Origin of the sequence: Shewanella japonica, assembly GCF_002075795.1 — a bacterium.
Taxonomy (GTDB): domain Bacteria; phylum Pseudomonadota; class Gammaproteobacteria; order Enterobacterales; family Shewanellaceae; genus Shewanella; species Shewanella japonica.
Genome location: NZ_CP020472.1, coordinates 4,796,441 through 4,822,712, shown reverse-complemented (window position 1 = coordinate 4,822,712; position 26,272 = coordinate 4,796,441). Strand labels below are relative to the sequence as shown.

The 26,272-nt window shown below is 42.6% G+C and carries 27 protein-coding genes and 1 riboswitch; of the genes, 17 read left to right on the top strand and 10 right to left on the bottom strand.

Annotation, left to right across the window (positions count from 1 at the left end; genetic code table 11):
• The first annotated feature begins 33 nt into the window (after positions 1-33).
• The 3 genes from SJ2017_RS20640 to SJ2017_RS20630 all read left to right on the top strand — a co-directional run bounded on the left by SJ2017_RS20640 (position 34) and on the right by SJ2017_RS20630 (position 3,482).
• Positions 34-885 (top strand): PfkB family carbohydrate kinase, encoded by an 852-nt coding sequence (locus SJ2017_RS20640; RefSeq protein ID WP_080917203.1) that lies wholly within the window; start codon positions 34-36, stop codon positions 883-885.
• A 402-nt stretch (positions 886-1,287) separates the two neighbouring features.
• Positions 1,288-2,745 (top strand): sensor domain-containing diguanylate cyclase, encoded by a 1,458-nt coding sequence (locus tag SJ2017_RS20635; protein WP_080917543.1) that lies wholly within the window; start codon positions 1,288-1,290, stop codon positions 2,743-2,745.
• A gap of 29 nt (positions 2,746-2,774) precedes the next feature.
• Positions 2,775-3,482 carry an MOSC domain-containing protein gene (locus tag SJ2017_RS20630; RefSeq protein WP_055024175.1) on the top strand — a complete coding sequence of 236 codons (708 nt, stop codon included), beginning with the start codon at positions 2,775-2,777 and terminating at the stop codon, positions 3,480-3,482.
• Positions 3,483-3,562: 80 nt separating this feature from the next.
• Here SJ2017_RS20630 and SJ2017_RS20625 read toward each other — a convergent pair whose 3' ends face one another.
• Positions 3,563-5,485, bottom strand: coding sequence for a methyl-accepting chemotaxis protein (locus tag SJ2017_RS20625; RefSeq protein WP_080917202.1), 1,923 nt, complete (start codon positions 5,483-5,485; stop codon positions 3,563-3,565).
• Positions 5,486-5,667: 182 nt separating this feature from the next.
• Entirely contained in the window at positions 5,668-7,317 is a 1,650-nt protein-coding gene (locus tag SJ2017_RS20620; RefSeq protein ID WP_080917201.1) for an electron transfer flavoprotein-ubiquinone oxidoreductase, read from the bottom strand.
• Positions 7,318-7,525: 208 nt separating this feature from the next.
• Positions 7,526-7,659: riboswitch (molybdenum cofactor riboswitch) on the top strand.
• Between SJ2017_RS20620 and moaA the strand changes: the two genes are divergently transcribed.
• From moaA to SJ2017_RS20565, 11 genes are all read left to right on the top strand, one after another.
• On the top strand, positions 7,647-8,627 hold the full coding sequence (gene moaA / locus SJ2017_RS20615) for a GTP 3',8-cyclase MoaA (RefSeq protein ID WP_055024178.1): 981 nt from the start codon (positions 7,647-7,649) through the stop codon (positions 8,625-8,627). (Overlaps the previous riboswitch by 13 nt.)
• 57 nt (positions 8,628-8,684) lie before the next feature.
• Positions 8,685-9,167 (top strand): cyclic pyranopterin monophosphate synthase MoaC, encoded by a 483-nt coding sequence (gene moaC / locus SJ2017_RS20610; RefSeq protein WP_055024179.1) that lies wholly within the window; start codon positions 8,685-8,687, stop codon positions 9,165-9,167.
• A gap of 39 nt (positions 9,168-9,206) precedes the next feature.
• Positions 9,207-9,455: a molybdopterin synthase sulfur carrier subunit gene (gene moaD, locus SJ2017_RS20605; RefSeq protein ID WP_055024180.1), complete on the top strand. Its 249-nt coding sequence runs from the start codon at positions 9,207-9,209 to the stop codon at positions 9,453-9,455.
• A gap of 1 nt (position 9,456) precedes the next feature.
• The gene (gene moaE / locus SJ2017_RS20600; RefSeq protein ID WP_080917199.1) at positions 9,457-9,942 is read left to right on the top strand and encodes a molybdopterin synthase catalytic subunit MoaE; all 486 of its coding nucleotides are present in this window, start codon (positions 9,457-9,459) and stop codon (positions 9,940-9,942) included.
• A 17-nt stretch (positions 9,943-9,959) separates the two neighbouring features.
• Positions 9,960-10,835 carry a molybdate ABC transporter substrate-binding protein gene (gene modA, locus SJ2017_RS20595; protein WP_080917198.1) on the top strand — a complete coding sequence of 292 codons (876 nt, stop codon included), beginning with the start codon at positions 9,960-9,962 and terminating at the stop codon, positions 10,833-10,835.
• A 3-nt stretch (positions 10,836-10,838) separates the two neighbouring features.
• On the top strand, positions 10,839-11,519 hold the full coding sequence (gene modB / locus SJ2017_RS20590) for a molybdate ABC transporter permease subunit (RefSeq protein WP_065110524.1): 681 nt from the start codon (positions 10,839-10,841) through the stop codon (positions 11,517-11,519).
• Positions 11,500-12,606 carry an ABC transporter ATP-binding protein gene (locus SJ2017_RS20585; protein ID WP_055024184.1) on the top strand — a complete coding sequence of 369 codons (1,107 nt, stop codon included), beginning with the start codon at positions 11,500-11,502 and terminating at the stop codon, positions 12,604-12,606. Before modB ends, SJ2017_RS20585 begins: the two co-directional genes overlap by 20 nt.
• A gap of 84 nt (positions 12,607-12,690) precedes the next feature.
• Positions 12,691-13,215, top strand: coding sequence for a hypothetical protein (locus SJ2017_RS20580; protein WP_080917196.1), 525 nt, complete (start codon positions 12,691-12,693; stop codon positions 13,213-13,215).
• 42 nt (positions 13,216-13,257) lie between these two features.
• On the top strand, positions 13,258-13,935 hold the full coding sequence (locus SJ2017_RS20575; RefSeq protein ID WP_055024186.1) for a response regulator transcription factor: 678 nt from the start codon (positions 13,258-13,260) through the stop codon (positions 13,933-13,935).
• Positions 13,936-13,966: 31 nt separating this feature from the next.
• Positions 13,967-15,241: a sensor histidine kinase gene (locus tag SJ2017_RS20570; RefSeq protein WP_244899817.1), complete on the top strand. Its 1,275-nt coding sequence runs from the start codon at positions 13,967-13,969 to the stop codon at positions 15,239-15,241.
• Between the two features lie 54 nt (positions 15,242-15,295).
• On the top strand, positions 15,296-15,991 hold the full coding sequence (locus SJ2017_RS20565) for a TIGR01621 family pseudouridine synthase (RefSeq protein WP_080917195.1): 696 nt from the start codon (positions 15,296-15,298) through the stop codon (positions 15,989-15,991).
• Positions 15,992-16,033: 42 nt separating this feature from the next.
• On the opposite strand, the gene SJ2017_RS20560 is transcribed toward SJ2017_RS20565, so the two are convergent.
• Positions 16,034-17,200, bottom strand: coding sequence for a GGDEF domain-containing protein (locus SJ2017_RS20560; RefSeq protein WP_080917193.1), 1,167 nt, complete (start codon positions 17,198-17,200; stop codon positions 16,034-16,036).
• A 153-nt stretch (positions 17,201-17,353) separates the two neighbouring features.
• On the opposite strand from SJ2017_RS20560, the gene SJ2017_RS20555 reads away from it, so the two are divergent.
• Both SJ2017_RS20555 and SJ2017_RS20550 read left to right on the top strand, forming a co-directional pair.
• Complete coding sequence (locus SJ2017_RS20555) at positions 17,354-17,521, top strand: YqaE/Pmp3 family membrane protein (RefSeq protein ID WP_065110529.1); 168 nt, start codon at positions 17,354-17,356, stop codon at positions 17,519-17,521.
• Positions 17,522-17,723: 202 nt separating this feature from the next.
• Positions 17,724-17,933, top strand: coding sequence for a DUF2986 domain-containing protein (locus SJ2017_RS20550; RefSeq protein WP_080917192.1), 210 nt, complete (start codon positions 17,724-17,726; stop codon positions 17,931-17,933).
• A 21-nt stretch (positions 17,934-17,954) separates the two neighbouring features.
• On the opposite strand, the gene SJ2017_RS20545 is transcribed toward SJ2017_RS20550, so the two are convergent.
• The 3 genes from SJ2017_RS20545 to moeA form a co-directional block, all read right to left on the bottom strand.
• Positions 17,955-18,251 carry a putative hemolysin gene (locus tag SJ2017_RS20545; protein WP_055024190.1) on the bottom strand — a complete coding sequence of 99 codons (297 nt, stop codon included), beginning with the start codon at positions 18,249-18,251 and terminating at the stop codon, positions 17,955-17,957.
• A 73-nt stretch (positions 18,252-18,324) separates the two neighbouring features.
• Positions 18,325-19,107, bottom strand: a complete 783-nt coding sequence (moeB, locus tag SJ2017_RS20540) for a molybdopterin-synthase adenylyltransferase MoeB (protein ID WP_080917190.1) — start codon at positions 19,105-19,107, stop codon at positions 18,325-18,327.
• 9 nt (positions 19,108-19,116) lie between these two features.
• Positions 19,117-20,367: a molybdopterin molybdotransferase MoeA gene (gene moeA, locus SJ2017_RS20535; protein WP_080917189.1), complete on the bottom strand. Its 1,251-nt coding sequence runs from the start codon at positions 20,365-20,367 to the stop codon at positions 19,117-19,119.
• Positions 20,368-20,502: 135 nt separating this feature from the next.
• Between moeA and SJ2017_RS20530 the strand changes: the two genes are divergently transcribed.
• On the top strand, positions 20,503-20,841 hold the full coding sequence (locus SJ2017_RS20530) for a GIY-YIG nuclease family protein (RefSeq protein WP_080917187.1): 339 nt from the start codon (positions 20,503-20,505) through the stop codon (positions 20,839-20,841).
• Positions 20,842-20,907: 66 nt separating this feature from the next.
• Here the strand turns inward: SJ2017_RS20530 and SJ2017_RS20525 are convergent, their stop codons facing one another.
• From SJ2017_RS20525 to hslR, 4 genes are all read right to left on the bottom strand, one after another.
• Positions 20,908-22,767 (bottom strand): M14 family metallopeptidase, encoded by a 1,860-nt coding sequence (locus SJ2017_RS20525; protein WP_080917186.1) that lies wholly within the window; start codon positions 22,765-22,767, stop codon positions 20,908-20,910.
• A gap of 175 nt (positions 22,768-22,942) precedes the next feature.
• Positions 22,943-24,484 (bottom strand): phosphoenolpyruvate carboxykinase, encoded by a 1,542-nt coding sequence (locus tag SJ2017_RS20520; protein WP_080917184.1) that lies wholly within the window; start codon positions 24,482-24,484, stop codon positions 22,943-22,945.
• A 256-nt stretch (positions 24,485-24,740) separates the two neighbouring features.
• Positions 24,741-25,601 carry an Hsp33 family molecular chaperone HslO gene (hslO, locus tag SJ2017_RS20515; RefSeq protein WP_080917182.1) on the bottom strand — a complete coding sequence of 287 codons (861 nt, stop codon included), beginning with the start codon at positions 25,599-25,601 and terminating at the stop codon, positions 24,741-24,743.
• A gap of 32 nt (positions 25,602-25,633) precedes the next feature.
• On the bottom strand, positions 25,634-26,032 hold the full coding sequence (gene hslR / locus SJ2017_RS20510) for a ribosome-associated heat shock protein Hsp15 (protein ID WP_055024196.1): 399 nt from the start codon (positions 26,030-26,032) through the stop codon (positions 25,634-25,636).
• Between the last annotated feature and the right edge of the window lie 240 nt (positions 26,033-26,272).

The following is a 26,272-nucleotide window of genomic DNA, read 5'->3' as shown; positions in this document are numbered from 1 at the left end:
CATTGCGGTTGAATAATTCAGACAGAGAGCGCTATGGCTAATATATTACTCCTTGCCAATATCAATTGTGACCGACTTCTGCAGCTTGATAAACCACTGCAAACAGGTGGTCGCTTTCATTATCAAGACGGCGGCTCACGTTTGGGCGGCGGCGGTGCCAATACAGGCATCGGCTTGGTATGGGCAGGGCATTCGGTGTCTTTAGTGAGCCAAGTGGGTAATGATAAGGTGGGTAACTGGATATTGGCGCAAGCCAGTACTCAAGGGTTGGATTGTCGGCTTGTCGAGCGTTTTGAAGGAACCACATGTGAAATGTTGTTGGTCATGACGCCTGATGGCGAGCGCACAATCATTCGCCCACAACGGCCAGTTTTTGAATTACCCTCTCCGCCGAAATGGCAGCAGTTTGATGCGCTATATACTAATTCATCAGCAAAAGGCATTAGTGGCTGGACGACTTCGGCGTTAAACGATTGCCTTGTCGTCTCTCAATTAGCCAAAGATGAACGCGTTCGTCCTTGTCATGTGCTTATTGCTTCAATCACTGATATGCAAGGTCGTTGTATTGGAGATAAATGGGAGTTTGCCGAGCAAATTGCTGGTGAGTCTTTACAATATTTTGTGGTCACAGACGGTGAAAATGGTGCAGTCGCTTATAGCAAAGACGCACAAGTGCATGTGCCTGCAGTATTAGCTGAGGTTGTTGATACAACAGGTGCTGGCGATGCCTACGCTGCAGGACTGATCCATTACTTGTGTCAGCAAAGAGGTATTAAAGAAGCGATGGAAGAAGGGGCTCGTTGGGCAGCATTCGCGGTTGCGACCCCTAGTTCAGTACCAGGACAGTGCTTGCAACACTATTTAACTGCGCCAGAATCTGAGTAGAGGTGGGCCTAGGCCGTACACATTCAGCTTCATCGTTTCGTCATTTTTGTGTCGCTAATCTGTCATATTGCAAGATTATACTTTCGCCGTAATTTGTTGAAAGCTTAGTCTTTTTCATCGGAGATTGCGTTTTAGCTGTACTCTTCCTACTTCCTGGAAGTTAATTACAACCCTATTTATTCTGTTTGATCTTACGGCCCTGCATTCCCCCATTTGCAGGGCTTTTTTTATTCATTTTTGTCGCTGACGAATTGAGTGCGGTTAGCAAATTGAAAACTAATTGGAAAATCGGTGCGTCACTTAGGCTTTTCAGTTAGTATTTACATTGAGTTAACATATTCGCAGGAACCCGTTCTCTGGGGTTCGCCTGAATTTATGCGCGATGAAGTTATTAGGGGCATTATGGGAAATAAAGTTTGGAACGATAAAAAACGTTTTATCTGGATATTATCCATTCTACTTTTGGCTGCATTTATAGTAACAAGCAGTATTAGCTATCAAGTTGCACATGACTCGTTAAGCGAACAGATTGAAGACAACACATTGCCACTGACCAGTGACAATATCTATTCCGAAATTCAGCAAGATTTATTACGCCCTATCTTTATTTCATCTTTGATGGCTCAAGACACCTTTGTCCGTGATTGGACGATTAATGATGAGCAGCAACCTGAAAAGCTAGTGCGCTACCTGAGAGAAATTCAAAACAAATACGATACAGTGACCAGTTTTTTTGTATCAGAAGCGAGCCGAAATTATTATCATTCTTCAGGGGTTCTGAGAAAAATAGAAGACGTCTCTAATGACGATGCATGGTATTTTCGAGTGCGCTCTTTGCCGCAAGATGAAGACTACGAAGTTAATATTGATACCGATACTGCTGATAAAAATCGTACCGTGATTTATGTAAACTACAAAGTTTATGATTTTGAGGGTAACTTTATCGGTGTTACTGGAGTCGGACTTGCCGTTGAGCGAGTTAAAAAACTGATAGATCTGTACCAAACACGTTATAACCGCCGAGTATATTTTTCCGATAGGCAGGGCAATATTAAACTGCACAGCAGTGGATTTGAAGGTGCTACCACATTACAGAGTAGTGCAGGGCTAGAAAAGCTGGCGACTCGAATTCTCACCAGTCCTAGTGCATCATTTTCTTACCATAGAGATAACAGAACGATTTACTTAAACAGCCGCTTAGTTGAAGAGTTCAAATGGTACTTGATGGTAGAACAAGACGAAGTGCAAGCAGAGAAAAAACTACTAACGACGTTTTGGATTAATATTGGTTTGAGTTTGGTTGTGACCTTAGGGATATTGTTTATTGCCAATATGACTATAGGTAAATATCAGCGAAAGTTAGAGTTAATGGCATCCACAGACAAGTTAACTGGTGCAGCCAATCGACAAGTTTTTGAAGATTACTTTGCTCAGGCACTATCTCGCTCAGTGGTAGATGGCACAGTTATGTCAGTGCTGATCCTCGATATTGACCACTTTAAACAAGTGAATGATCAATATGGTCATAACATTGGCGATCTTGTCATTCAATCTGCAGCGAATGTGCTTAAATCCCATTTAACAGATGCCGACTTGTTATGTCGCTGGGGCGGCGAAGAGTTTTTAGTTTTATTGGCTAATACCAATATCAGTCAAGCTAATGAGTTGGCTGAAAAAATGCGAGAGTCAGTCGCAGCGAAAACCATCAAGGTTAATGGGAGTAAAATCAGTGTCACCTTAAGTTGTGGGGTGGCTGAACATCGCAAGACAGAAAAACCAGAAGAGTTAGTAAATCGCGCTGATATCGCCCTTTACCAAGCGAAAGAACAAGGTCGAAATCAGGTGGTTTTATCTTATTAAAGTAGCGCTTTAACAATGAGAGAGTAGTCATGGCAGGCCATGTGTTAGCAAGCAAAATATCAGGATTATTTTGTGGGGATAAAATTAATTCTTTAGGCAGTATCGACAGTGGGATGAACAACAAATTGCCCATGCAAGTACTGAAGGTTAATCAACATCAAGTTGAGGGAGATGCTCAAGCGGATCCGATTCATCATGGTGGCGAAGAGCGAGTATTACATCATTTCCCTCGAGAACATTATGGGCAATATCGTCGCTGGGATCTCATCAGCAATCATAAAGACGTGCCAGCGATGGGTGAAAATATTAGTACCGTCGGACTCGATGAGTCTCAGGTAAATATTGGCGATATTATTCAAATTGGCGAAGTACTGTTGCAAGTGACGCAGCCACGCTCACCTTGCTTTAAGCTAAATCAGCAATTCGGCCATCCTAAATTTGCTCTCGCCATGCAAGAGAGTCGCATGTGTGGTTGGTTTTATCGGGTATTACAAGCGGGTGAGATTAACGCTAGCGATAGCATCGTCCTCATTGAGCGTAAATCTGATATCAGTGTTGCGCAAGCAATGAAAATCTATTTCTTACCAGAAGTCGATGCCGAGCAATATCAACTGCTGATGCAGTGTGAAGGACTGGCTAATAATTGGGTTACCAGTATGCAAAAGCGTATCGATACTCAAACCATTGAGAATTGGCAGTATCGTTTATATGGCCCAGAAGGTGAGCCTGTTGAGTAAATCTTAACTTGCTCATCAATTAAATCGCAATAAAAAACGCACTGTATAGTGCGTTTTTCGTCTCTGATTAAAGCATCCGTTTATTCAATTTTAAATCGGGCTACTAACACATCAAGTCGACTTGCTAAGCTATTCAGTGATTCACTGGCTTGGGCTGCGGCCTTGGCTGTATCAGCTGTGCGCTGAGTAATGTCGTTGATTTCAGTGACATTACGATTAATGTCTTCGACAACGGTAGATTGCTCTTCTGTTGCCGCTGCCACTTGAATGTTCATATCGCTGATTGATGCAATTTGCTGGCTAATACCGCTAAGTGATTGGCTCGCTTCATCCACAGCGTTAACGCCTTCTTGAGAACGATTACGAGATGTTTCCATTGCAACAACAGCACGGCTGGCTTCAGATTGTAATTTATCAATCATGGTTTGCACTTCGTTAGTTGAATCCGCTGTACGTGAAGCAAGGCTTCTAACTTCATCAGCAACCACTGCGAACCCTCTACCAGCTTCTCCTGCACGTGCAGCTTCAATCGCAGCGTTGAGTGCCAGTAAGTTGGTTTGCTCTGAAATAGCGCGGATCACATCTAAGATACCGCCAATAGACTTAGTGTGAGTCGCCAATGACTCAATCACTTCACCGACCTGTTCTACGTCATTTGAAAGTTGATTAATGGTGCTCCTTGCACTCATTACCACTTGCTGTCCATCAGAGGATTCGGTATCTGCTTCTTTAGCCGTTACCGCTGCTTGGGCTGCATTACTGGCAATTTCATTGACCGTTGCTCCCATTTCATTAATGGCGGTGACAACCATAATGGTTCTATCTTTTTGCTGCTGGCTGTCATCTAAAGTTTGGTTTGCTTGGGCTGAAACATCTTTGGCGGATAAACTCAGTTGTTCACTGGTTCTAGCCACTTCAATGACGGATTCTTGTATTTTCGTGATAAAGCTATTAAATCCTTTTGCCAGCTGAGCCAGTTCATCATGACCTTCAACTGGAAGACGTTGACGTAAATCACCTTCACCTTCGCCAATATCTTTAAACAGTTCGGCAACCTTAGCAATAGGGCGACTCACTGAAGAAGCAACAGCACTTGCTACGATAATAAAGAACACTGCGATAATGATGGTACCAAGTATGATTTGGTACACGGCTTTATCGAGTAGGGCAAAAATCTCAGACTCAGGCACTTCCGCAACTAAGTACCAGTTCATAGCAGGAATATAACTACTTGCCACCATTTTACTTTCACCATTAACCTCAATGCGCATTAAGTTAAAGTCATTTTTAGCTAATAAAGATTGGCTATTGGTGCCAGAATAAAACCCACTTAAATTGGCTTTACCTATCTTGTTCGGATCTGGGTGAAGTTTCACGCTACCTGATGCGTCAACAAGATAAACAAAGCCACTATCTTCAATCTTGAATGAAGCAAGTTGTTGCACCATATCATCAAGAGATTTAGCTAAACCGACTAACCCTCGGCCATTAGGTTGCTGATAGTTGATAAACAGTTTTACTTCGCCAGTTGTTTCAGTAAAGACATTCAGCATTCGCTCCTGTCCGCTATTGAGATAGTCGAAAAACCAACTATCTTGCTGCGGATTAAGAACGCGAAGAAAACCATCTTGAGTGTAATAAGCTGCTGTTTCACGGTCCGCGTAGGAGGCTTGTACTAACTGATACTGTGCTTGTATATCACCTAACTGGGCAATCACATCGTCTTCTCTATCATTGGGACGACCTTGCTCTACCCAATCCAGTAGCATTCGGCTTTTTGCCAGTTGTTCTGCGGCATTGAGCAAGTTGTTAATATCAAGCTCTAATTTATGACGTATTTGCATCAATAAGCTCGGCAGTTCTGAATCAATCATACGCTGCTCAACAACGACTTTCGCGCTACGCTGGCTCAGTACTCCCACTAGCATGGTTGAAAACACCACGCCAAAGATCATCGAGAATAAGATTTTTTGTTTAATGGATAGATGTTTTAGCTGATTCATTCGGACAACCTAATAAGTTCGATATGTTTAATATCGGCAATTTGCGGGATAATTAAATAGGTTTTATGTGGTCTTGAGCTAATTTTGCGGTAATAGGTTATTTATACAATAAAAAAACGCACCAATTAATAGTGCGTTTTGTTCAAGTGACAATTTTGCTTAAGTGATACTAAGGATATCAACTACATATTTGGATAGTTTGGACCACCGCCGCCTTCTGGTGTGACCCAAGTGATATTTTGGCTTGGGTCTTTAATGTCACAGGTTTTACAGTGGATACAGTTTTGCGCATTAATCACAAACTTGTTTTCAGGACCTTCAGCGACGACTTCATACACGCCAGCAGGGCAGTATCGTTGCGCTGGTTCGTTGTATTTTATTAAGTTTACCGCGATAGGAATTGAGGCATCTTTAAGTTGCAAATGACACTTCTGATCTTCCTCATGATAGGTATTTGAAAGATAAACAGAAGACAGTTTATCAAAGCTTAATTTACCATCCGGTTTTGGATACTTTATAGGAGTAAAGTCTTTCGCTAAGCCCATTTCTGCATGATCTGGGGTTTCATCTCGCAAGGTGATTGGGAACTTGCCGCCAAACCAGTTTTGATCGATAAAGTTAAATGCGCCCCCCAAATAAGTGCCAAACTTATGCAGAGCAGGGCCAAAGTTACGTGATTGGAATAACTCTTCGTGTAACCAGCTTTGTTCGATACGAGTTTGGAAACAATCAAGATCCTTACCCGCTTCAACACCAGCCATTAAGGCTTCACCTAAGGTTTCGGCTGCCACAATACCGCTCTTCATTGCAGTGTGAGTGCCTTTAATTTTGGCAAAGTTCAAGGTGCCAGCATCACAGCCAATCAGAAGACCACCAGGGAAGCTCATTTTTGGTAGTGAGTTTAAGCCGCCTTTCGCGATTGCGCGCGCGCCGTAGGTTAAGCGTTCACCACCTGTCAGTGTTTGGCTGATCACAGGGTGCTGCTTATAACGTTGGAACTCGTCAAATGGACTGACGTGAGGGTTCTTGTAGTTTAAGTCGATGATTAAACCTACCGCAACTTGGTTGTCTTCCATGTGGTATAGGAATCCGCCACCTGAAGTACCTTGGTTTAATGGCCAGCCACCAGTATGGACAACTTTACCTTCTTGATGTTGCTCGGCAGGAATTTTCCAGATCTCTTTAAAACCTAAACCATAATGCTGTGGGGTCTTTCCGTTATCAAGGTGATATTTTGCGATTAGCTCTTTACCTAGGTGGCCTCGACAACCTTCAGAAAAGACGGTGTATTTGGCATGTAATTCCATACCTGGCATATAGCTGTCTTTTTCTTCGCCGTTAGCGCCGACGCCCATATCGCCAATTAAAATGCCTTTTACGCTGTTATCTTGATTAAACAGCACTTCACTTGCAGCAAACCCTGGGAAAATTTCAACGCCTAAGCCTTCGGCTTTTTCAGCTAGCCAGCGGGTTAAGTTCCCGACGCTGATAATATAGTTGCCTTCATTATGCATGGTTTTAGGCACTAAGCTGTTCGACATTAACTTGGAGTTTGACTCTGAGCTAAGTAAATAAATCTCGTCGTGAGTCACTTTGGTATTCAAAGGGATATCGGATTCTCGCCAATCTGTGAACAATTCATCCAATACTTTAGGTTCGAAAACCGCACCTGATAAGATGTGCGCTCCAACCTCAGAGCCTTTTTCAACCACACAGACGGTCATTTCTTTATCTGCATCTTGTGATATTTGCATTAATCGACATGCAGTAGCGAGTCCGGCAGGTCCTGCACCGACTATTACTACATCGAATTCCATAGATTCGCGTTCCATCATCTCACCTTTGATCTTCGTTTCCCGGTTTATGGCGGGTTTGTTGTTTTTTTGTTTTACTCACCTTACCTCAAAAATGACTTAGGTCACAGTAGCAACTGCGATTTTGAGCTCGTGAGCTAGCTCGCAAATCTTTACAGATTTTGCTCAAACTGGGACAAATTGTCATAAAAAGGTACTGATCCGAGTGATTTTAGGCCTATAATCAAGGTTGACGGTTCTCCGAGCTCTATATCCTACGTCCACAGATACGGGTATTTAGCCGTGGTAATAATGCCACCGGGGTGAGTAAAGAAATGCGCTTACCTCCCACACTTGGAAAGGTTAACATGTCCCAACTACAAGACAGCTTTGGTCGAAGATTTCACTATCTGCGGATGTCAGTCACTGACGTTTGTAATTTCAAATGTACCTATTGCCTCCCTGATGGCTACAAGCCTGATGGCAAGCCTAAGTTCCTTGCGCTAAATGAAATAGAAAATTTAGTGGCTGCGTTTGGCGAGGTAGGTACGCAAAAAATCCGCATTACCGGTGGTGAGCCGACACTAAGAAAAGATTTTACCGATATCGTTCGTATTGTTGCCGACAATGACAACATTAATACTGTTGCAATGACAACCAACGGTTATCGTCTCGAAAAACATGCTAAAGAATGGTACGACGCAGGCTTGCGACGCATTAATGTTTCAGTTGATAGCCTTGATCCTAAGATGTTTTACCAAATTACTGGTGAAAACAAATTTGATGAGGTCATGCGCGGAATCGATGCTGCATTGGATGCTGGATTTGAGCGAATTAAAATTAACGCCGTATTGTTAAAAGGCTTAAATGACAAAGATTTGCCACGTTTTTTACATTGGATCAAAAGCACACCGATTGATTTGCGCTTTATTGAACTCATGGAAACGGGCTTGGGTCATGATTATTTTAACGCACACCATTTAGCTGGCCTTGATATCAAGTTAAAACTTGAGTCAGAAGGCTGGTTATATGACTTACCTAGCGTAGATGATGGTCCTGCACAAAACTTTAGTCACCCAGATTATCAAGGCCGTATCGGATTGATTATGCCGTACGCCAAAAACTTTTGCGCTAGCTGTAATCGCCTGCGAGTCTCAGCCAAAGGTAAATTGCACTTGTGTCTATTTACCGAAAATGGTTTGGACTTACGAGATTTATTGCAACACGAATCTCAACGAGCAGAGTTAATTGAGCGTTTACACAGTCAGTTAGCGCAAAAAGAAGAAACCCATTATTTACATCAAGGGATAACAGGCGTAACCAAACATTTAGCATCAATTGGTGGCTAATCTTGGTTGCTAAATTCAATCCCTAACTGACATCTAGATTTTATAAGGCAAGTTAGCATGAGCAATTGTTTTACCCATATCAATGCCGATGGCAACGCGCACATGGTCGATGTGACAGAGAAAAACATTACTGAACGTGAAGCGCGTGCTGAAGCATTCATTGAAATGGCGCCAAGTACGTTAGAAATGATCATGAGTGGCAGCCATCACAAAGGTGATGTGTTTGCGACAGCCCGTATTGCAGGTATTCAAGCTGCTAAAAAAACCTCAGATTTAATCCCACTATGTCATCCACTTATGTTGACGAAAGTTGAAGTGGACTTAGAAGCTCAACCAGAACACAACCGCGTTCGTATTACCAGTTTATGTAAACTTTCTGGTAAAACCGGTGTTGAGATGGAAGCATTAACGGCTGCATCAACGGCGGCGTTAACGATTTACGACATGTGTAAAGCGGTTCAAAAAGACATGATTATTTCCCAAGTACGTTTACTCGAAAAGCGTGGTGGTAAATCAGGTCACTTCCAAGCTGAAGATTAATTTTTCGCTGGCATCCAAAATATTTAAAGAGACATTGTCATGATTCAGGTTTTATTTTTTGCACAAGTTAGAGAGTTACTGGGTACAGCCAAAACAGAAATCTCAGCTGAAGGGATCACAAACACCGAGCAGTTACGCCAAGCATTGGCATCGACTGATGAGAAATGGGCGAAAGTCTTGTCTTCAGACAAACTACTTGTTGCCGTGAATCAAACCATGAGCGCATGGGATGCTGCGGTTGCTGATGGTGATGAAGTTGCTTTTTTCCCTCCAGTGACAGGCGGTTAATATGACGGCCAGTAAAGAAACAAACCCAAAACAAGTCGTCCGTGTTCAGACGGCCGATTTTAATGTCGCCGATGAATACGCTGCTATTGCGGCTGACAACAGTGACGGCGCTGTGGTGACCTTTGCAGGTAAAGTGCGTGATTTTAATGATGGCAGTGCGGTAACGGATCTGACCCTTGAGCATTATCCTGGTATGACAGAAGCGGTATTAGTCCAATTAGCGGTGCAAGCTTATGAGCGCTGGCCGCTAAACTATGTCACGATTATTCACCGTGTAGGTCGTATGGAACTAGGCGAGCAAATCGTGTTTATCGGTGTCACCAGTATGCATCGTAAAGCGGCATTTGCAGCGTGTGAATTCTTAATCGATTTCTTAAAAACCAAAGCGCCATTTTGGAAATTAGAAGCCGGTGAAGAAGGCAATAACTGGGTTGAAGCACGCGACTCTGACGAACAAGCTGCATCAATGTGGAATGATGTTAAGTAAATAAGGACACTAAGTTTATGACCGTGAGTTGCCGTTTGTCGCAGGGTATTCAAGCTTTAGTGTTGAGTGGGGTCATAGGTTTGATGACCTTAATGTCATTCTCGGCACAAGCAGCCAAACCCCCTGCGATTGCTGCAGCATCGAATGTCAAGTTTGCCTTAGATGAAATTGTGGCGAACTTTACCGCTGAAACGGGCCTGAAGCTTAGAGTGTCTTACGGTTCTTCTGGTAATTTTGTTGCGCAGATTCAACATGGTGCGCCTTTTGAAATGCTGCTTAGCGCTGATGAGTTTTATGTACAGCAGTTACATAAAGTCGGTAAAACTGACTCTGATGGTGATATTTATGCCATTGGTAAACTTGCCCTTGTTGCGCCTAATAACTCTTCTTTAAACCTTGATCCACAACTTGCAGGTCTTGAAGCGGCAATTGAGCAAGGCGAAATTAAACGTTTTGTGATTGCTAATCCAGCTCACGCTCCCTACGGCGAACGTGCTCAAGCGCTATTAACAAACAAAGGCCTTTGGGAAGCACTGCAGTCAACCATCATTATGGGTGAAAATGTCTCTCAGGCGGCTCAATTTGCCCTTAGCGGTTCTGCTCAAGGTGGTATTGTGGCGTTATCATTAGCTTCTGCGCCGCAGTTCAGCAAAATGGGACGCTATGTTGAAATCCCGCAGTCTTTATATAAACCGATTAATCAACGCATGGTGATGACCCCTAAAGCTGGTGATACCACCAAAGCGTTTTATGAATACATGAAGTCGAGTGCGGCTCATGACGTATTAGAAAATTACGGTTTTGGTTTTCCAGACTCACTGACAGACAAGCATCATTTGCATCAACCTAAACTTCGTGCACCACAACCAAGACAGCAAGTGGCGGAAGAGTAATTTATGGATTGGCAGTCATTGTGGCTATCGGCCAAGTTAAGCAGTGTAACCGTATTAATTTTAGTCCCAATGGCGGTATTTGTTGGCCGTTTTTTGGCTTACCGCCAGTTTAAAGGCAAGTCTTGGGTTGAAGCCTTGATTATGGTGCCACTTGTGTTGCCGCCGACCGTTATTGGTTATTACTTATTGGTTGGCTTAGGCAGCCAAAGCCTTATTGGGCAATGGGTTGAGCAATTTACTGGTGCACAATTAGTGTTTAACTTTTCCGGATTGGTTATTGCGTCTATCTTGGTCAATATTCCCTTCGCTGTTCAGCCAATTCAACGTGCTTTTGAAACTATCCCCCATGATATTCCAGATGCCGCAGCATGCTGTGGTATGAGCTGGTGGCGCATATTTCTCAAAATCGAATTACCGATGATCTGGCCCGGGATTTTGACTGCGGTGGTATTATGTTTTTCCCACGTATTAGGTGAGTTTGGTGTGGTATTGATGTTAGGCGGCAATATCGCAGGTGAAACGAAAACCATTTCAATTGCCATTTATGACAGTGTGCAAGCCTTTGACTTTGAAGCGGCGGGTACGATGTCGTTAGTGCTGCTTGTCTTTGCTATTAGTGTACTGGCAATCACTACCAGTTTATCAAAGCGTATTGGGGGGCAGCATGCCAACCCGCAACGCTGATTTACATTGCGATATTTCGCAGCAACTTCCTATTCCTTTATCGGCCAAATTCGATTGTAAGGCTGGCGAAGTGCTGGCTGTAGTCGGGCCGTCTGGTGGAGGTAAAACCACCTTATTGCGGATGATTGCAGGTCTGAGTTCACCTGAAAAGGGCACCATTCAATGTGGCGGACAAGACTGGTATGCGAGTGAGCCTAAGTTGCATTTATCGCCTCAACAGCGTCATATCGGCTATGTACCGCAGCATTTTGGCTTGTTCCCACATTTAACAGCCCTTGAGAATGTCATTTCTGGCTTAGACCATATCCCTAAGAGCGAACGTAAAGCGAGGGCCTTAGACTGGCTTGAACGCGTTAACTTACATGGACTGCCTGCTAGGTTGCCTGCGCAATTATCTGGTGGTCAGCGTCAACGTGTGGCTTTAGCGAGGGCATTAGCCCGTGAGCCTTCGGTGTTATTACTTGATGAACCCTTCTCTGCCGTAGATAGGGAAACCCGTGAGCGATTATATATCGAGCTTGCACGGCTCAAATCGCAATTATCTATACCCGTTATCATGGTGACCCATGATATGAATGAAGCCTTGTTGCTGGCCGATAAAATGATTCTTATCAGTCAGGGAAATATGCTTCAGCAAGGTGAGCCGTTTGAAGTATTGTCCCATCCCCGTAATGAAACCGTCGCAAGGCAAATGGGGCTGCGTAATATATTTCACGCCGAAGTCAGTGGGCGAGATGAGGAAGCCAATATCACTTGGTTGAAAATGGGCGAACAGATCATCGCCAGTGATAGTGCGCCAGAGTTGGCGATAGGCCAACAGGTACGTTGGGTCATTCCAAACCAAGGTATTCGCTTTAATGCCATTTCCAGTGGGCGATTATGCCGTAGCATCAATAAACTGGATATCGTCATCGATTCGATATTGGTCATGGGAGAATCTGTGCGTGTTAAGGCCTCTATGCGGGATGTGAAAGAGACCTTTAATATGGATGTTCCTTCTCACTTGGCCACTAAATTGAACTTGAAACCGGGATTAGAGACGACTATCGCACTTAAATCTGAACAAGTTCATATACTAGAATCATGATCAATTATTAATCTTACAAAGCTTGGGTCTTTTGTCGGGCTTAGGTAAAGTATCACTATTCCAATTCTCTTTATTGAGGCTTTCATGTTCCGTATCGTTTTGTCGTTGCTAGTTGTGTTCCCGTCAATGGTGATGGCAACCCCGAGTATGCATACTTTGTTGTCTGAAGGTGGATACGTGCAACCGATAACTGTGATTGAACAAATTGAACTAGATTATCGCGGTATTGTTTCTTCATTTGATATGGATGTGGAAAATGGTCAGTTAATCTATGAAGTGGATGTACTCAACCTTGAAGACAGTGAAATCACTGAGCTGTCTTTTTTTGCTGTTGATGGCGCCTTGATGAAAAAGAAATTAACGACGCTTGAGTCCGATGATTTAGATCAGGTGAAGGCTGCCAAGGTATTAATTTCAAAAGGCATGACTTTTACCGAATTAGTTAAGTTGGCAAAAGAAAATCAGTCTGGGTATTTAATTGAAGCTGAGTTAGATCGCGACCTTGCCATCAGCTATCTTGAGCTGAAACTGCTGAACGTCTCTAGTAAGCATACGATAGCGTTTGATATTGAAGAATTACGCCCATTGCCATTATTGCAGTGGGACTAAACTCACAATGAATTTCATGCTGTAAAACGAAGGAATAGCACTATGCGGGTATTAATCGTTGAAGATGACGCAACCACGCTACAATATGTTGCTGAAGGTTTTACCGCTCAACAATATCAAGTCGATACCGCGACAAATGGCCATGATGGCTTGCACCAAGCTAAACATAATCAATATGACATTATCATTTTAGATCGCATGTTACCTCAGCTTGATGGACTTACATTACTTACGGCATTACGTAATAACGGTAACCAGACTCCAGTATTAATCCTTTCGGCACTAAGCCATGTGGATGAGCGTGTAAAAGGTTTACGTGCTGGTGGTGATGACTATATGACCAAGCCATTTGCTTTTGCTGAGTTACAAGTGCGTGCAGAGAAGCTTATTCAGCGTAACGCTCCGTCTGCAACCAATACAGACTTGGAAGTGGGCAACTTAAAAATGGAGTTGTTGACTCGTAAAGTGACACTTGATGAACACGAGTTATTGTTACAACCTAAAGAGTTTCAGTTGCTTAAGTATCTGATGGAACACCCTAATCAAGTTATCAGTCGCACATTGTTATTTGAAGCAGTATGGGATTATCACTTTGATCCTCGCACCAATGTCATCGATGTGCACATTGCTAAATTACGTCGTAAGTTTGAAGAGTTAGGCCACCCTGAAATCATTGAAACGGTTCGAGGGGCTGGATATCGCCTTTGCAAAGGGAATTAAACCCTACCAAAGTAGTGCTTGGCGAATTACGCTGATTTTCTCAACACTGGTAACCTTACTCATTGTGTTACTGGTGTTTGGGCTCTATCGGCAATTGGTGATTGAACAGGAAAACCAAGTCGAGCAGCACCTTGCCACAGAAATGCAACGTTATCAGCAGTTAGCCTTAACGGTTGACCGTCGCAGCTTTGCAGCCCAAATACGCGCAGCGGATCCCAAAACTGCGCTCATAGCATGGCGTAACAGTGTTGATATGGTTGGTGCATTAAGTTTTGTGCCAGACAACATGCCGCTATTGCCTAAAACCCGTGACTTTCCGATTTTGACGGGTGGCCCAGATAAGCTACATATCCTCACTGGCGGAATCGTCATGACCCATTACGGGCCTATGCTGATTGCAACTCGAACCGATAATTTGTCAGCCTTAATTGAGAAGTTTATCAATGCTGCTTTTTGGGCGGTTGCGTTTACTTTGGGCATCACTCTTGCGGTTGGTTTTGTGTTTTCCAAAGCCATTTTAAGACGATTGGTACAGTACAATTTACTTAGTGAGAAAATTGAACAAGGCGAGTACGACACCCGTTTGCCCGTTAGTCATAATCAAGATGAATTCGACATGTTAGCCGGACAATTTAACCGAGTGTTAGATACGCTTGAGCATAATTTAATGTCAGTGCGAGGCGTGACCGATAATATTGCCCATGACTTACGAACACCTTTATCACATTTGCGCATAGGTATTGAGCAGTTACCGAGTAAACCAGCTGAACAGGTGCCAGAACTCACGGCTATGCTACTTGAAGAACTGGATCATTGTTTAGCGACTTTTGATGCGATGCTGTCATTAACACGCATTGAAGAAGGCCAGCAGACGTTAGATAAACAGCCTGTGAGTTTGCAGTTATTATGTGAAGACTTGTTTGAAATGGCAGAGGTGGTTGCGGAGTCGAAGCAGCAAACCTTGTCACTAAGTGTGGCTAATGATGTGACCATTTCAGGCGATAAATATTTGTTATTCCAAGCGCTGTTTAACTTAGTTGATAACGCTATTAAATATGCGCCTGAAGATGCCGAGATTAAAATTGTTCAAACTGGGCGCACTGTGCAGATTATTGATAACGGCCCCGGGATCAGTGACGAAGACAAAGAGCGAGTATTTGAGCGTCTTGTGAGGCTTGACCCAAGTCGTCACCACAAGGGGACAGGGCTTGGTTTATCAATGGTGAAAGCGATTTTATCCCGTCATCATGCTACTATTGAACTTAAAGATAATCACCCAGGTTTGATTGTCGACATTCAGTTTTAAGCCAGCTGGTAAAACAGATAAACCTTACTCATTTTCCCCAACAGAAATCAGTCTATGTATCAAATCGTTGAGCAACACCCTGACTTTATTGTGATCAATAAATCTCCTAATGTGCATTTCCACAGCCAAGATGGCAGTGCAGGAGTGGTTGCTCAAGTTGAGGCTGATTTAGGTATTAAGCTATTTAGTGTTCATCGTTTAGATACACCAACCTCGGGGCTGCTTATTTTAGCCAAATCTGCCCAAGCTGCAGCGGAGTTTACCGCGTTGTTTACTGATCATCGTATTCAAAAATACTATGTCGCCATTGCTCAGGGTAAACCGAAAAAAAAGCAAGGTTGGGTTATCGGTGACATGAGTAAATCTCGGCGTAGTATGTATAAATTGCTTCGCAGCAAAGAGAATCCTGCTATCACTCAGTTTTTCTCTTACTCGCTAGAACACGGTTTGCGACTGTACCTATTAAAACCGTTAAGTGGTAAAACCCATCAGTTACGAGTTGCCTTGGCCAGTATTGGCGTTCCGATAATTGGAGACACGCTTTATGGCGCCGAACAAAGCGATCGTTGTTATTTGCATGCAATGGCATTAGATTTTTATTACAAAGGGCAGCATTATCACATAAACCAATTTCCAGTCTCTGGTGAGATCTTTTCAAATGAAAAGGTCATTAAGCAATTACAAGGTGATTGGAAGACTCCGGCAGCACTAGATTGGCCGAAAGCCAAAACTAAACCGTCAGCGATTTAGGCTTAAGTTGGAAAATCAAGCTTGATGTCCGAGACTGTATGGCTAATTAGCACTTTTGATACAGTTACGACCACTGGCTTTTGCTTCATACATCGCTTTATCTGCCAACTGTAATAGCGAATCTACAGCTAGTGATTCCGTGATGGTGACACAGCCAATACTCGCTTGTATTTGAATCGGTGTACCTTGCCATTTAAAGTCAATCTCTGCGAGCGTCTGTTGCAGCTTATCTGCAACACAAAGAACTTGTTGCTCAGTGGTGTTAGGTAAAATTAGTACAAACTCTTCTCCGCCAAAACGGCACAAAAAGTCTATTTTTCTAGTCACTTTACTAAGCCGTTTAGCGGTCAGCTTTAATACTTCATCCCCTGCGGTATGCCCGTGAGTGTCATTAATTTGTTTGAAGTGGTCTATGTCGATTAACACGACACTATACATCACTTTATCTCGCAGCCAGCGATCATGTTCAGCGGTTAACTTTTTCTGTAATGCATTTCGATTCCAAAGATCTGTTAAAGGATCTTTGTTAGCAAGTGTCATTATTTTAACGACTAGGCGATTAATGGTGTTGCCAATAATGAGAATGTTGACGACTAAAATAAGGACGATGTAAGTCCAAAGAACAGGGATGGATTGTTCAGTGTTAAAAGCTGCATAGGTGGCTACTTTTTCTGGATAGATAATTAAAATTACCGAGCGGATAAAGAACAATAAACCAATTAAGAAAATAGGGACAACCAGCCAGTAAGTGGCAAAAGCGGTAAAGTTAGCTTTGAAAGCGGTGTAATGATCTTTGGCTAACATGAAAAATAACACCGAGGCGGCCAAGGATAAGATGATCATGAGATAGGACGCATTTTCTGCTTGGGGTTGTACCATGAGCATGAAGCCACAGGTGACCAGTAATACGCCAATATCAAACTGATAACTGGAATTGAGATGATATAAACGCTGGGCTCCCCAGCGCAATAAGCAAAAACCGACTAGAATAATATTATCTGCAATGAGCCAATGCAGGTAACTGGGTTCAAATGTGCGCTGGGTATACAGCAACATACCTATCAAGATAGAAAAATTAGCTAATGCGAATCGCCAACTTGCGCTAGGCGCAACTCGCATTGGGGTGACCATAACTGTCCAAGCTATTGTCGCTGCGAAGCTTAATAGGCAAATAACTTGAACGAGAATAAGGCTACTGTTTTCTATCATCGCACCTTCTACATAGCAATTAGCTTAAATGATTAAAAATCAAGGATAAATTTTATTTCTTAATCATCATAATGATATTTGAACTGTTTAACAAATTGTTGCAGTTGAGCTGTAATTAAATTGATTCACTTACAAATAAAGGATTAAACACTTATGGATACAAATAAACTATTACTCATTATCATTGCTATTTTATTGCCACCGGTTGCGGTTTTTTTGAAAAAAGGTGTGGGGAAAGACTTACTTATTAACGTTATCTTGTGTCTGTTATTTTTCATTCCTGGTTTACTCCATGCCATTTGGGTTGTAATACAAGAATAGGCATTTAGCGACAACAGCTCGAATGAGCAACAAGCACTTTTTATGAGTGAGTAGCTGTAACAGAAAGGCCAATTCTTAATTGCGTCGATGGTTGAAGCGATTTTGAATTGGTATTTTGGTGTATAGATTGTAAAATTCCCCCCTCGACTGGCAGAGCTGTAATGAAACCGCTTTTTTATATGTACTTTAGGGTAATACTAAGATGAACCGACGTAAAAAAATTAATCAAACCCTAAAAGGTAAAGCTAAAAAAGCCAACGCGAAAAAGGCTGGCGCGAGTAATAAACCTAAATATATTTCAAAAGCGGATAGGGCAGTAGAGGAACAAGCAGCTAAAGTACTACTTAGTGCTGAAACGGCAGATTTGCAAGGTGTTGAGGATGTAAAACTTGCTGAAAGTGGCATAAATTAAGTTTAACCACTTATAAATCGATTAGGTTTTTTGGTGATCCCGCCTAAATAATTCCCAAGTTTCGATGACTTCTCCGTCAGGTAAAGTGCATAACAAGATATCGCCATTGATGTGTTTAATGGTTTCAAGTGTCCCATCGTTATCTAAACAATAATTCGAAGCAGGATTAGTTGAATGTAGCGGCGTTATGTCATCGCCTGAACAGGCTGTTAAGCTACCTAAAATGACACTGTAAATTGCCAAGCTAAGCGGGCTTATTAACTCACAGTGTTTTTTGAAGCAAGATAATACAGTGGTTATCTTTAAAACAATGAACATTTTAGCATCCTGATTACGCTGCTATTTTTCATTATTTAACTATAGACAAGATAACCACAAATTGCCGTTTTTGTTACTTTTCTCCACCACAAACAGAGCAATTAGTTTGCTTTGGTAGTTTCATCTCTCGAAACTCCATTGTCATCGCATCAATCATTAAAATGCGTCCATTTAAGCCTTGACCAAACTGGCTAATGGCTTTGATAGCTTCAGTTGCTTGAATGCAGCCGACGAGACCAACAACTGGCGCTAGAATACCAGACTCGACGCAGGTCAACTGCTGTTCTCCAAACAAACTGCTGTAACAGTGATAGCAAGGAGAGCTGGCTTGATAATCAAAAACAGTGACAGTGCCTTCCATTCTGATCGCGGCAGCTGAGATAAAGCTGACTTTATGTTTAAAGCAGCTTTGATTTAGTTGCTCTCTGACTTGAACATTGTCGGTGCAATCGAGTACTAACCCATGTTCTGCAACCAACGCATCAATACTATCCTCATCCAAAAATTGATTGATGGTATTGATAGTGATGAGTGGGTTTAATTGCGCAAGTGTTTGCTTGGCTGAGTCGACTTTTGCTTGGCCAATATTGGCATCTTGATGTAAGACTTGGCGCTGTAGATTGGATAACTCTACAGTGTCAAAATCAACAATGGTCATTTCACCTACACCCGCGACAGCGAGGTATTGTGTCACCGTGCACCCAAGACCACCGGCTCCAATGACTAACACTTTTGCTTGTTTAAGCTTTTCTTGCCCTTCAATATCCATTGCTTTAATGGATATCTGACGGCTATAACGCAGCATTTCATTGTCAGTTAAAATATCGACTTCATTATCTTGAGGTATCTGAGTCATGATATTTCCTTAGCACAGCACACTGGTAAATGGTTCGACGTGAACGGTTGCACCAGCGGCAATATCCCCTTGGTCTTGCTCTAAGTTAATAAAGCAATTTGCCAAACTCATTGAGGTCAACATACCTGAGCCTTGGCCACCTGTTGAAGCAACAATAAGTTCACCGTTCTCATTGCGGCTTAAAATACCACGTTGATATTCGGCTCGGCCAGGTTGTTTACGGATAGGCGTTGATAGGGTTGCATTGACCACTAAGGCTGGCTTAGGGGTTAACCCTTGCATTTTATTGATGATTGGCCAAACGAACTTATAAAAAGTTACCATTGAAGAAACAGGGTTACCCGGTAAACCACAGAATACGGCGTTGCCAAGTTTACCAAATGCAAAAGGTTTACCTGGTTTGATGGCTAAACGCCAAAAGGTAATTTTACCTTCTTCTGATAAAATTTGCTTAGTGTAATCAGCATCGCCAACTGACACGCCGCCAGAGGTAAGGACCATATCTGCTCTTTCTGCCGCTTCTTTAAAAGCGCCACGAATGGCTTCTTTATCATCCTCAATAACACCTAAGTCTATCCATTCAACATTTGCTTGAGTTAGCAAACCTTGAATTGAATAACGGTTAGAGTCATAAATTTGTCCTGGTGCTAACTCGCTACCAACAGGGCGGAGTTCATCGCCTGTTGAAAAGAAGGCAACCGTTAAGCGACGCTTTACTCGCACTTGGCTAATTCCGATTGTCGCCAGTACGCCCATTTCGGCTGCACGAATTTGAGTACCGCTTTTTAATACATTGGTTCCTGCCAGTAACTCTTCACCACGATAGCGAATACTATTGCCTTTGGCGCTAGGGTGTTCGATAGTGATGCTTTCACCATCCGCTTGAGTCTTTTCTTGCATCTGTACTGTGTCATATCCAGCAGGCACAGGGGCGCCAGTCATGATTCGAATGCAAGTGTTGGGTTTAATAGGCCCTGTGTATGGGTGACCCGCAAAAGAAGTACCGACCTGTGTCAGTGTTGTTGCTGTCTCGCCTGTTAAATCGTCAAAACGGAAGGCATAGCCATCCATAGAAGAATTGTCAAAAGGTGGTAAATCAATACATGATGCTAAATCTTCAGACAAAATCCGCCCAACAGCATCATTTAAGCCCACCATCTCGCTATCTTCAATGACACTGACTTGTGCTAAAAGCGCGTTAATTGCATCTTGGGGTGCCATTAAGCCTGGTTGTGCACAGGCATCAGATTTTGTTGACATCGTTGCTCCTCACATGACGTTCATCATGTTGTGGTTTGTCTAAGGTAGGCTTAGAACATAAGATTTATTTTTGATACCGCATTATGCCATGATAGCCACAGATAACTATGATCCGAACGAAGGTTTTTTATATCGATGAGCAGTAATCAAGCTGATGACTCAATTGGGTCAACGTCACAGTCAACTAAGCCTGTAGATAAGTCGCAAGCGAAAGGAGCGAATTGGTATCTTTATATGATTCAATGTCGAGATGGGCAGTTATATACAGGGATTACCACAGATGTTGCTCGCCGCTTTAGTGAGCATGAAAAGGGAGTAAAAGGTGCTAAATTTTTACGTGGTAAAGGGCCACTTAATTTAGTGTATCAAGAACCCGTGGCCAACCGCAGTGCTGCCACTAAACGTGAACTTGCGGTAAAAAAACTGTCTCGAACAAAAAAGCTGGCATTAATCACAAGCTATCAACCGAAATAAAGCGATACAAAGCGCTGGGACAATTACCTTTTGCACGCAATGTATCGCTATTTTAGCCTACCAAGACTAATTTGAACGTAATACAGGGTACTTCATATATTGATTGTCGTAGTAAGGACTTCTTTCGTAAAACCAGCGTAATCTGGCTTTAGGATCGTTGGCAAAGTCTTCATCTTTTAATGCAAGGGCAAACTCACTCGCTAAAGCTTCATTCTCTGCTAGCATAGTGGCTGCCATTGGCTCTACCGCATAATCTTCAATGTATTCTGTTCGAGTAAAGATACTATTGAAAAATCCCCACTGGAAAAATGAATCTGCTGATTGTGGCTCAAGCAATAATATTGCTAAATCGCCCAGTGGTTGATTGGTCGAAATCTCAACCGTGCCGACAGGGAGTGTAGTTTCAAACTTAACTTTATTGCTGGTGGCATTTACACGTTGGCGACCCTCGTAGTCTTTTGCATTAAATACGGGATTGGAAAATTGATATTGCGCGACTTTTACTGTTTTCGCCTTGGTCAGTGTGGTCATTCTCACCCCGTGGATTGATAGCCTTTCTATGACTTGTTGCCACTGCGCTGGGACGTAATAATATTTGGGGCGTAGGGTATTAATAGCTGGCTGCGTATTCCCCATGACAGTTAAATTTGGGTATAACTTTGGTTGACCGTCCCAACGAACAACCTCATTACCGCTAATCTCACTTTGTTCTAAAGAGTACCCTATTCCTTTAAAGTCCCAACCAGGCTGCTCAACGGTTTCCCATGTTAAGGGGATACGTTGTGGATGCTGATATTTATCTTCATATATAGCGGCTTTGAGTTTAGTTCCATGCTTAGCTACCGTTTTCAAGGTTTGCTCTAACATGACATAAGTGCCTAAAACACGCTGTTTAAAGGGTTTTAAACTATGGTTCTCAATTAAAATAGTGGGTAAATGTCGGGCATCACCGTAACCATTAGAAAACCGTGGGCTTGGGTTCCAATAAGAAAGGCCTTTTGATAAATCTGTATTATCAATTGCAAATATTAGCTTACCAGGAATGTGCCCTTGAGCTGATAATGCCGATTCAATTTCAGGACGGTAATAGGTTTCAAGCCATTCAAAACTTGCTGGGCTGTAGCCTTCTTTAACGTTATATCCAAAGGTGACATCGTATTGATAATCTATGCCATCGGTGACATGCACATCGATATATAAATCAGGTTGCCAAATATTAATGGCTCGTATCATATGCTGTAGTTCTAGGGTGTCTAACTTTGCGTAGTCACGATTAAGATTAAGGTTGCGTGCATTAGTACGCCAGCCCATATCAACAGGCCCGCGTTGATTAACACGATTGAACTCACTGCTGCGTTCATGGGCATCGACACTCAGAATAGGCACGAACAGAAGGTTAACTTTATCCAGTAATTGTTCCTTATTACCTTGAGTGATGTCTCTAAGTAACATCATCCCAGCATCTTTACCGTCGATTTCTCCAGAATGTATCCCAGCTTGTACTAGCACAGTAGGCTTATTACTTTGTGATAATTCCGCGGCGGTTGTTGCCCCCGTTTCTGAGGCAACCACCATCCAAATATCTCGCCCTTGTGGACTTTTCCCAATCGAAACTTGTGTTAGTAATTCACTATTATCGACAAGGTTAGTTATCCATTGATGAGTTTCATCATAGTTTGGGCTGGTGGTTAATCCGTTTTGTTCAAATGGCGTTGACCAAGATTGATCAGCAGATCGCAGTAACGTTTCACTTGAACCACTCCAAGGCTTAATGGGAGGCAAGATAACATCGTTAATAAAAACCGGTTTGGCAAATTCCGAACTAAGCTGCAAAGAGCCTGCTGAAGGAGGAGTGATCTGTGTCGCCACGCTAGAAAAAGAAATAAGTGAGTTTATGATGCAGCTGGCAAGTAAAACGCGGCGCATAGATATCCCTACAAAATGAGCAAGTGTGTTGTTTTATCATAAATTATTTCAACATTGAGACAAGAGGTTAAGGGCAGGTTGTTGCTTTGTTTGTTGTTTAAAATGTAACAAATAAAAAAGCCCCAATGTCATTTGAGGCTTAGTGTAGATAAAACAATATGAAAGTTAGCAATACCTAACTATTGGGCCCTGCTGCTTTAATTGCATCAGATACCTGATATTTGGCAAAATTTGCAGTAAACTCTTCTGCCAATTGCTGTGCATATTTGTTGTACTCAGCTTTATCTGCCCAAGTGTTAATTGGATTCAATAGTTGAGTATCAACACCAGAAACTGCGACGGGTACCGCTAAGTTCAGCTTATCGATATGCTGTGTTTCCACATCTTTAAGCTCACCACTGACAATCGCGTCGACAATGGCACGAGTTGTTGGAATATCAAAACGTTTACCTACGCCATGTGGACCACCTGTCCAGCCCGTGTTAACCAGATAAACTCGGCTACCGAAAGACTCGATTCGCTTCATCAATAGTTCAGCATAAACACCTGCTGGACGAGGGAAGAATGGTGCTCCAAAACAAGTCGAGAATGTCGATTGAATGGCAGATGTTGACCCCATTTCAGTTGACCCCACCTTAGCGGTATAACCCGATAAGAAATGATAAGCTGCTTGTTCTTTAGTAAGCACAGAAACTGGCGGAAGGACACCTGAAACATCGCATGTTAGGAATACGACCGAATTAGGCTCTGCACCGCGGTTTTCTTCTTTACGTTGGGCAATATGTTCAAGTGGATAAGCTGCACGACTGTTTTCGGTTAGTTCAGTATTGGTGTAATCAGGCACTCTATTTTCGTCTAGCATGACGTTTTCAAGTACAGTACCAAAACGAATCGCATCCCAAATAACGGGTTCATTTTTTTGGCTTAAGTCGATGCATTTGGCATAACAGCCGCCCTCAATATTGAAAACGCCACCCGGAGCCCAACCATGTTCGTCATCGCCAATTAAAAAACGTTTTGGATCGGCTGATAAGGTTGTTTTACCTGTGCCTGATAAGCCGAAGAATAAGGTTGTATCACCATCATGGCCGACATTGGCAGAACAGTGCATTGGCAGTACACCTTTAGCTGGCAATAAGAAGTTTTGGACAGAGAACATCGACTTTTTCATTTCGCCAGCGTACTTAAGCCCTGCTAGCAATACTTTTTTATCGGCGAAGTTGATCATCACAACCGCATCAGAGTGAGTACCGTCACGAGCGGGGTCACAGACAAACTCTGGGGCGTTCATTATTTGCCATACGTCTTTATTACCACGGTTGAAATGTGTTGGAGTGATAAATAGGTTACGCGCAAATACTTGATGCCAAGCGTATTCAGTGGTGACACGCACAGGAAGATAATGCTCATCATCGGCACCTACTTCCAGTTCTGAGACAAAAATGTCTTTTTCAGAAAGGTAAGCTTCAACTCTTCCCCAAAGGGCATCGAAAGTATCTGCAGCTATACCTTTGTTAACAGAACCCCAATCAATATCACCTTGGGTATTGGCTTCTTGAACGATAAAGCGATCATTTGGTGAGCGACCAGTACGTTCACCGGTTTTAGCGACTAATGCGCCATTGGCTGTTAATTGTCCTTCGTTACGTTGTAAAGCAAGTTCAATTAATTCAGCGCTTGTCAGGTTGAAGTGTACGCTGTTTGTTCCATCTGTCATCGGGTCTTCTCCGTCGTAAATAGGTCGTTTATCGGTCTATGTTGCCGATTTATATTTAGGATGACTTACGTTATCGCTTGCTTAGGCTGAAGCTAATTTAGCGATGTCATTGTAACGTAATAAACAATACAGGTAACCAACAGTTTGGTAACTTTTTTGTAATTTGGGGTGATTTTTTAGTTTTAAGATAGATTTTTTACACAAAAAAAGCGCTAAATGCGCTTTTTTGTGAAAGTTTTGGTGTTGTGTTGATCAGTTATTGCTGTGTGGTAGATTCAAAATTACCTGCAAAAATTGCAGCAATATCGATACTGTCAAAAATGTAAACCGCTGGGCAATATTCACAGCCCATTTCAATTTTACCTTCTTCAGCCAAAATGGTTTCTACTTCGTTTTGTGCTAATGTCGCTAGCGCCTTAGCACTTCGTTCTTTTGAGCAGGTGCACTTGAATGTGACATCAACCGGATCGAAAAGGCGAACCTCTTCTTGATGATATAAACGATGTAAAATGTCTTCAGCATCTAAAGTGAAAAGCTCTTCTTGTTTGATGGTTTCAGTAAGGGCCATTAAATGGTTGAAGTCTTCGTTTTCATCGGTTTGAGTCGGCAATACTTGTAGCAACATACCAGCAGCTTGTTTGCCATCAGCAAATAAGGTGATGCGAGTAGGTAATTGCTCTGACTGGCTGAAATATTCTTCTAGGCAAGCTGCTAAGCTTTCGTTTTCAAGTGAAACGATACCTTGATAACGCTCACCTTCGTCAGGCGTCAGCGTGATAACCATTACGCCTTTACCCATTAGATCAGTTAGGGATGCATCGTCAGCTAACTCACCTTTCCAGCGTGCAACACCACGAAGCGCTTGTAAATTAGTGCCATTGATAACGGCTAACGAAACAGGGCCGTCACCTTGAAGCTGCACACTAATGTCACCACTAAACTTGATTGTGGCTGTTAATAATGACGTTGCCGCCATTAATTGACCCAATAGTTGCTGCAATGCGAATGGGTATTCATGGGCTGATAGAATCTCTTGATAGCTTTTTTCAAGTTGTACCATCTCACCACGCACATCGGCATTATCAAATAAGTAGCGATGTAAAATATCTTTGCTCATGTTCACTCTCGTTTGTTGTGCTTTAATCGTCTTTATAGATCTTTAAAGCGAATAAGTTGACGACGCTGTTTTTTATCCGGCTTGGTTTCTGGTGCAGGATTATTCAAAATATTTAAGCGTCTGGCTTCGGCATTAAATTCTCTTTTACTAATGCTTTCGGCTGTTTCTTCATATAGCGTCTGTGCTATAGCCGCTCCTTGTCGATGTTCTGACAATTGAGCAATAATTATTTCCTTATCGTCGTGGCCTTGTCGTAAACGAATCTTGGCACCGACTTCAGCTTGCTTGCTGGATTTTGTACGTTGACCGTTATAGTGTACTTTTCCACCATTGATCATCTCTTTTGCAAGCGAGCGTGTTTTATAAAAGCGCGCCGCCCATAGCCATTTATCGAGTCTGACTGATGTTGCTGATGATGAAGCTTGGCCCATCTAAACACCCCCAAAAGTGGTATGAGTTCACAAGGTTGACATTTTTAATATTTAAAATGTAGGAAAGCGCACAAATAACGGTGTTTCTCACAGCGTTTTTAGGCGCGCAAATGTAGCATATTCGGTGCAATTTCGCCAATCGATATGCTACGGGCTTGTTGCAATAAGCTGGGTAGGTTAGCATGATGCAGTATTTCCTAAATTAACAGAATTAGAACAGCGACCTGCATAGAGGGTCCA

What these genes read in the sequence shown, in the direction of transcription:
- SJ2017_RS20640 (WP_080917203.1), top strand. Translation starts at nt 34, where the DNA reads ATGGCTAATATATTACTCCTTGCCAATATCAATTGTGACCGACTTCTG.
- SJ2017_RS20635 (WP_080917543.1), top strand. Translation starts at nt 1,288, where the DNA reads ATGGGAAATAAAGTTTGGAACGATAAAAAACGTTTTATCTGGATATTA.
- SJ2017_RS20630 (WP_055024175.1), top strand. Translation starts at nt 2,775, where the DNA reads ATGGCAGGCCATGTGTTAGCAAGCAAAATATCAGGATTATTTTGTGGG.
- SJ2017_RS20625 (WP_080917202.1), bottom strand. Translation starts at nt 5,485, where the DNA reads ATGAATCAGCTAAAACATCTATCCATTAAACAAAAAATCTTATTCTCG.
- SJ2017_RS20620 (WP_080917201.1), bottom strand. Translation starts at nt 7,317, where the DNA reads ATGGAACGCGAATCTATGGAATTCGATGTAGTAATAGTCGGTGCAGGA.
- moaA (WP_055024178.1), top strand. Translation starts at nt 7,647, where the DNA reads ATGTCCCAACTACAAGACAGCTTTGGTCGAAGATTTCACTATCTGCGG.
- moaC (WP_055024179.1), top strand. Translation starts at nt 8,685, where the DNA reads ATGAGCAATTGTTTTACCCATATCAATGCCGATGGCAACGCGCACATG.
- moaD (WP_055024180.1), top strand. Translation starts at nt 9,207, where the DNA reads ATGATTCAGGTTTTATTTTTTGCACAAGTTAGAGAGTTACTGGGTACA.
- moaE (WP_080917199.1), top strand. Translation starts at nt 9,457, where the DNA reads ATGACGGCCAGTAAAGAAACAAACCCAAAACAAGTCGTCCGTGTTCAG.
- modA (WP_080917198.1), top strand. Translation starts at nt 9,960, where the DNA reads ATGACCGTGAGTTGCCGTTTGTCGCAGGGTATTCAAGCTTTAGTGTTG.
- modB (WP_065110524.1), top strand. Translation starts at nt 10,839, where the DNA reads ATGGATTGGCAGTCATTGTGGCTATCGGCCAAGTTAAGCAGTGTAACC.
- SJ2017_RS20585 (WP_055024184.1), top strand. Translation starts at nt 11,500, where the DNA reads ATGCCAACCCGCAACGCTGATTTACATTGCGATATTTCGCAGCAACTT.
- SJ2017_RS20580 (WP_080917196.1), top strand. Translation starts at nt 12,691, where the DNA reads ATGTTCCGTATCGTTTTGTCGTTGCTAGTTGTGTTCCCGTCAATGGTG.
- SJ2017_RS20575 (WP_055024186.1), top strand. Translation starts at nt 13,258, where the DNA reads ATGCGGGTATTAATCGTTGAAGATGACGCAACCACGCTACAATATGTT.
- SJ2017_RS20565 (WP_080917195.1), top strand. Translation starts at nt 15,296, where the DNA reads ATGTATCAAATCGTTGAGCAACACCCTGACTTTATTGTGATCAATAAA.
- SJ2017_RS20560 (WP_080917193.1), bottom strand. Translation starts at nt 17,200, where the DNA reads ATGATAGAAAACAGTAGCCTTATTCTCGTTCAAGTTATTTGCCTATTA.
- SJ2017_RS20555 (WP_065110529.1), top strand. Translation starts at nt 17,354, where the DNA reads ATGGATACAAATAAACTATTACTCATTATCATTGCTATTTTATTGCCA.
- SJ2017_RS20550 (WP_080917192.1), top strand. Translation starts at nt 17,724, where the DNA reads ATGAACCGACGTAAAAAAATTAATCAAACCCTAAAAGGTAAAGCTAAA.
- SJ2017_RS20545 (WP_055024190.1), bottom strand. Translation starts at nt 18,251, where the DNA reads ATGTTCATTGTTTTAAAGATAACCACTGTATTATCTTGCTTCAAAAAA.
- moeB (WP_080917190.1), bottom strand. Translation starts at nt 19,107, where the DNA reads ATGACTCAGATACCTCAAGATAATGAAGTCGATATTTTAACTGACAAT.
- moeA (WP_080917189.1), bottom strand. Translation starts at nt 20,367, where the DNA reads ATGTCAACAAAATCTGATGCCTGTGCACAACCAGGCTTAATGGCACCC.
- SJ2017_RS20530 (WP_080917187.1), top strand. Translation starts at nt 20,503, where the DNA reads ATGAGCAGTAATCAAGCTGATGACTCAATTGGGTCAACGTCACAGTCA.
- SJ2017_RS20525 (WP_080917186.1), bottom strand. Translation starts at nt 22,767, where the DNA reads ATGCGCCGCGTTTTACTTGCCAGCTGCATCATAAACTCACTTATTTCT.
- SJ2017_RS20520 (WP_080917184.1), bottom strand. Translation starts at nt 24,484, where the DNA reads ATGACAGATGGAACAAACAGCGTACACTTCAACCTGACAAGCGCTGAA.
- hslO (WP_080917182.1), bottom strand. Translation starts at nt 25,601, where the DNA reads ATGAGCAAAGATATTTTACATCGCTACTTATTTGATAATGCCGATGTG.
- hslR (WP_055024196.1), bottom strand. Translation starts at nt 26,032, where the DNA reads ATGGGCCAAGCTTCATCATCAGCAACATCAGTCAGACTCGATAAATGG.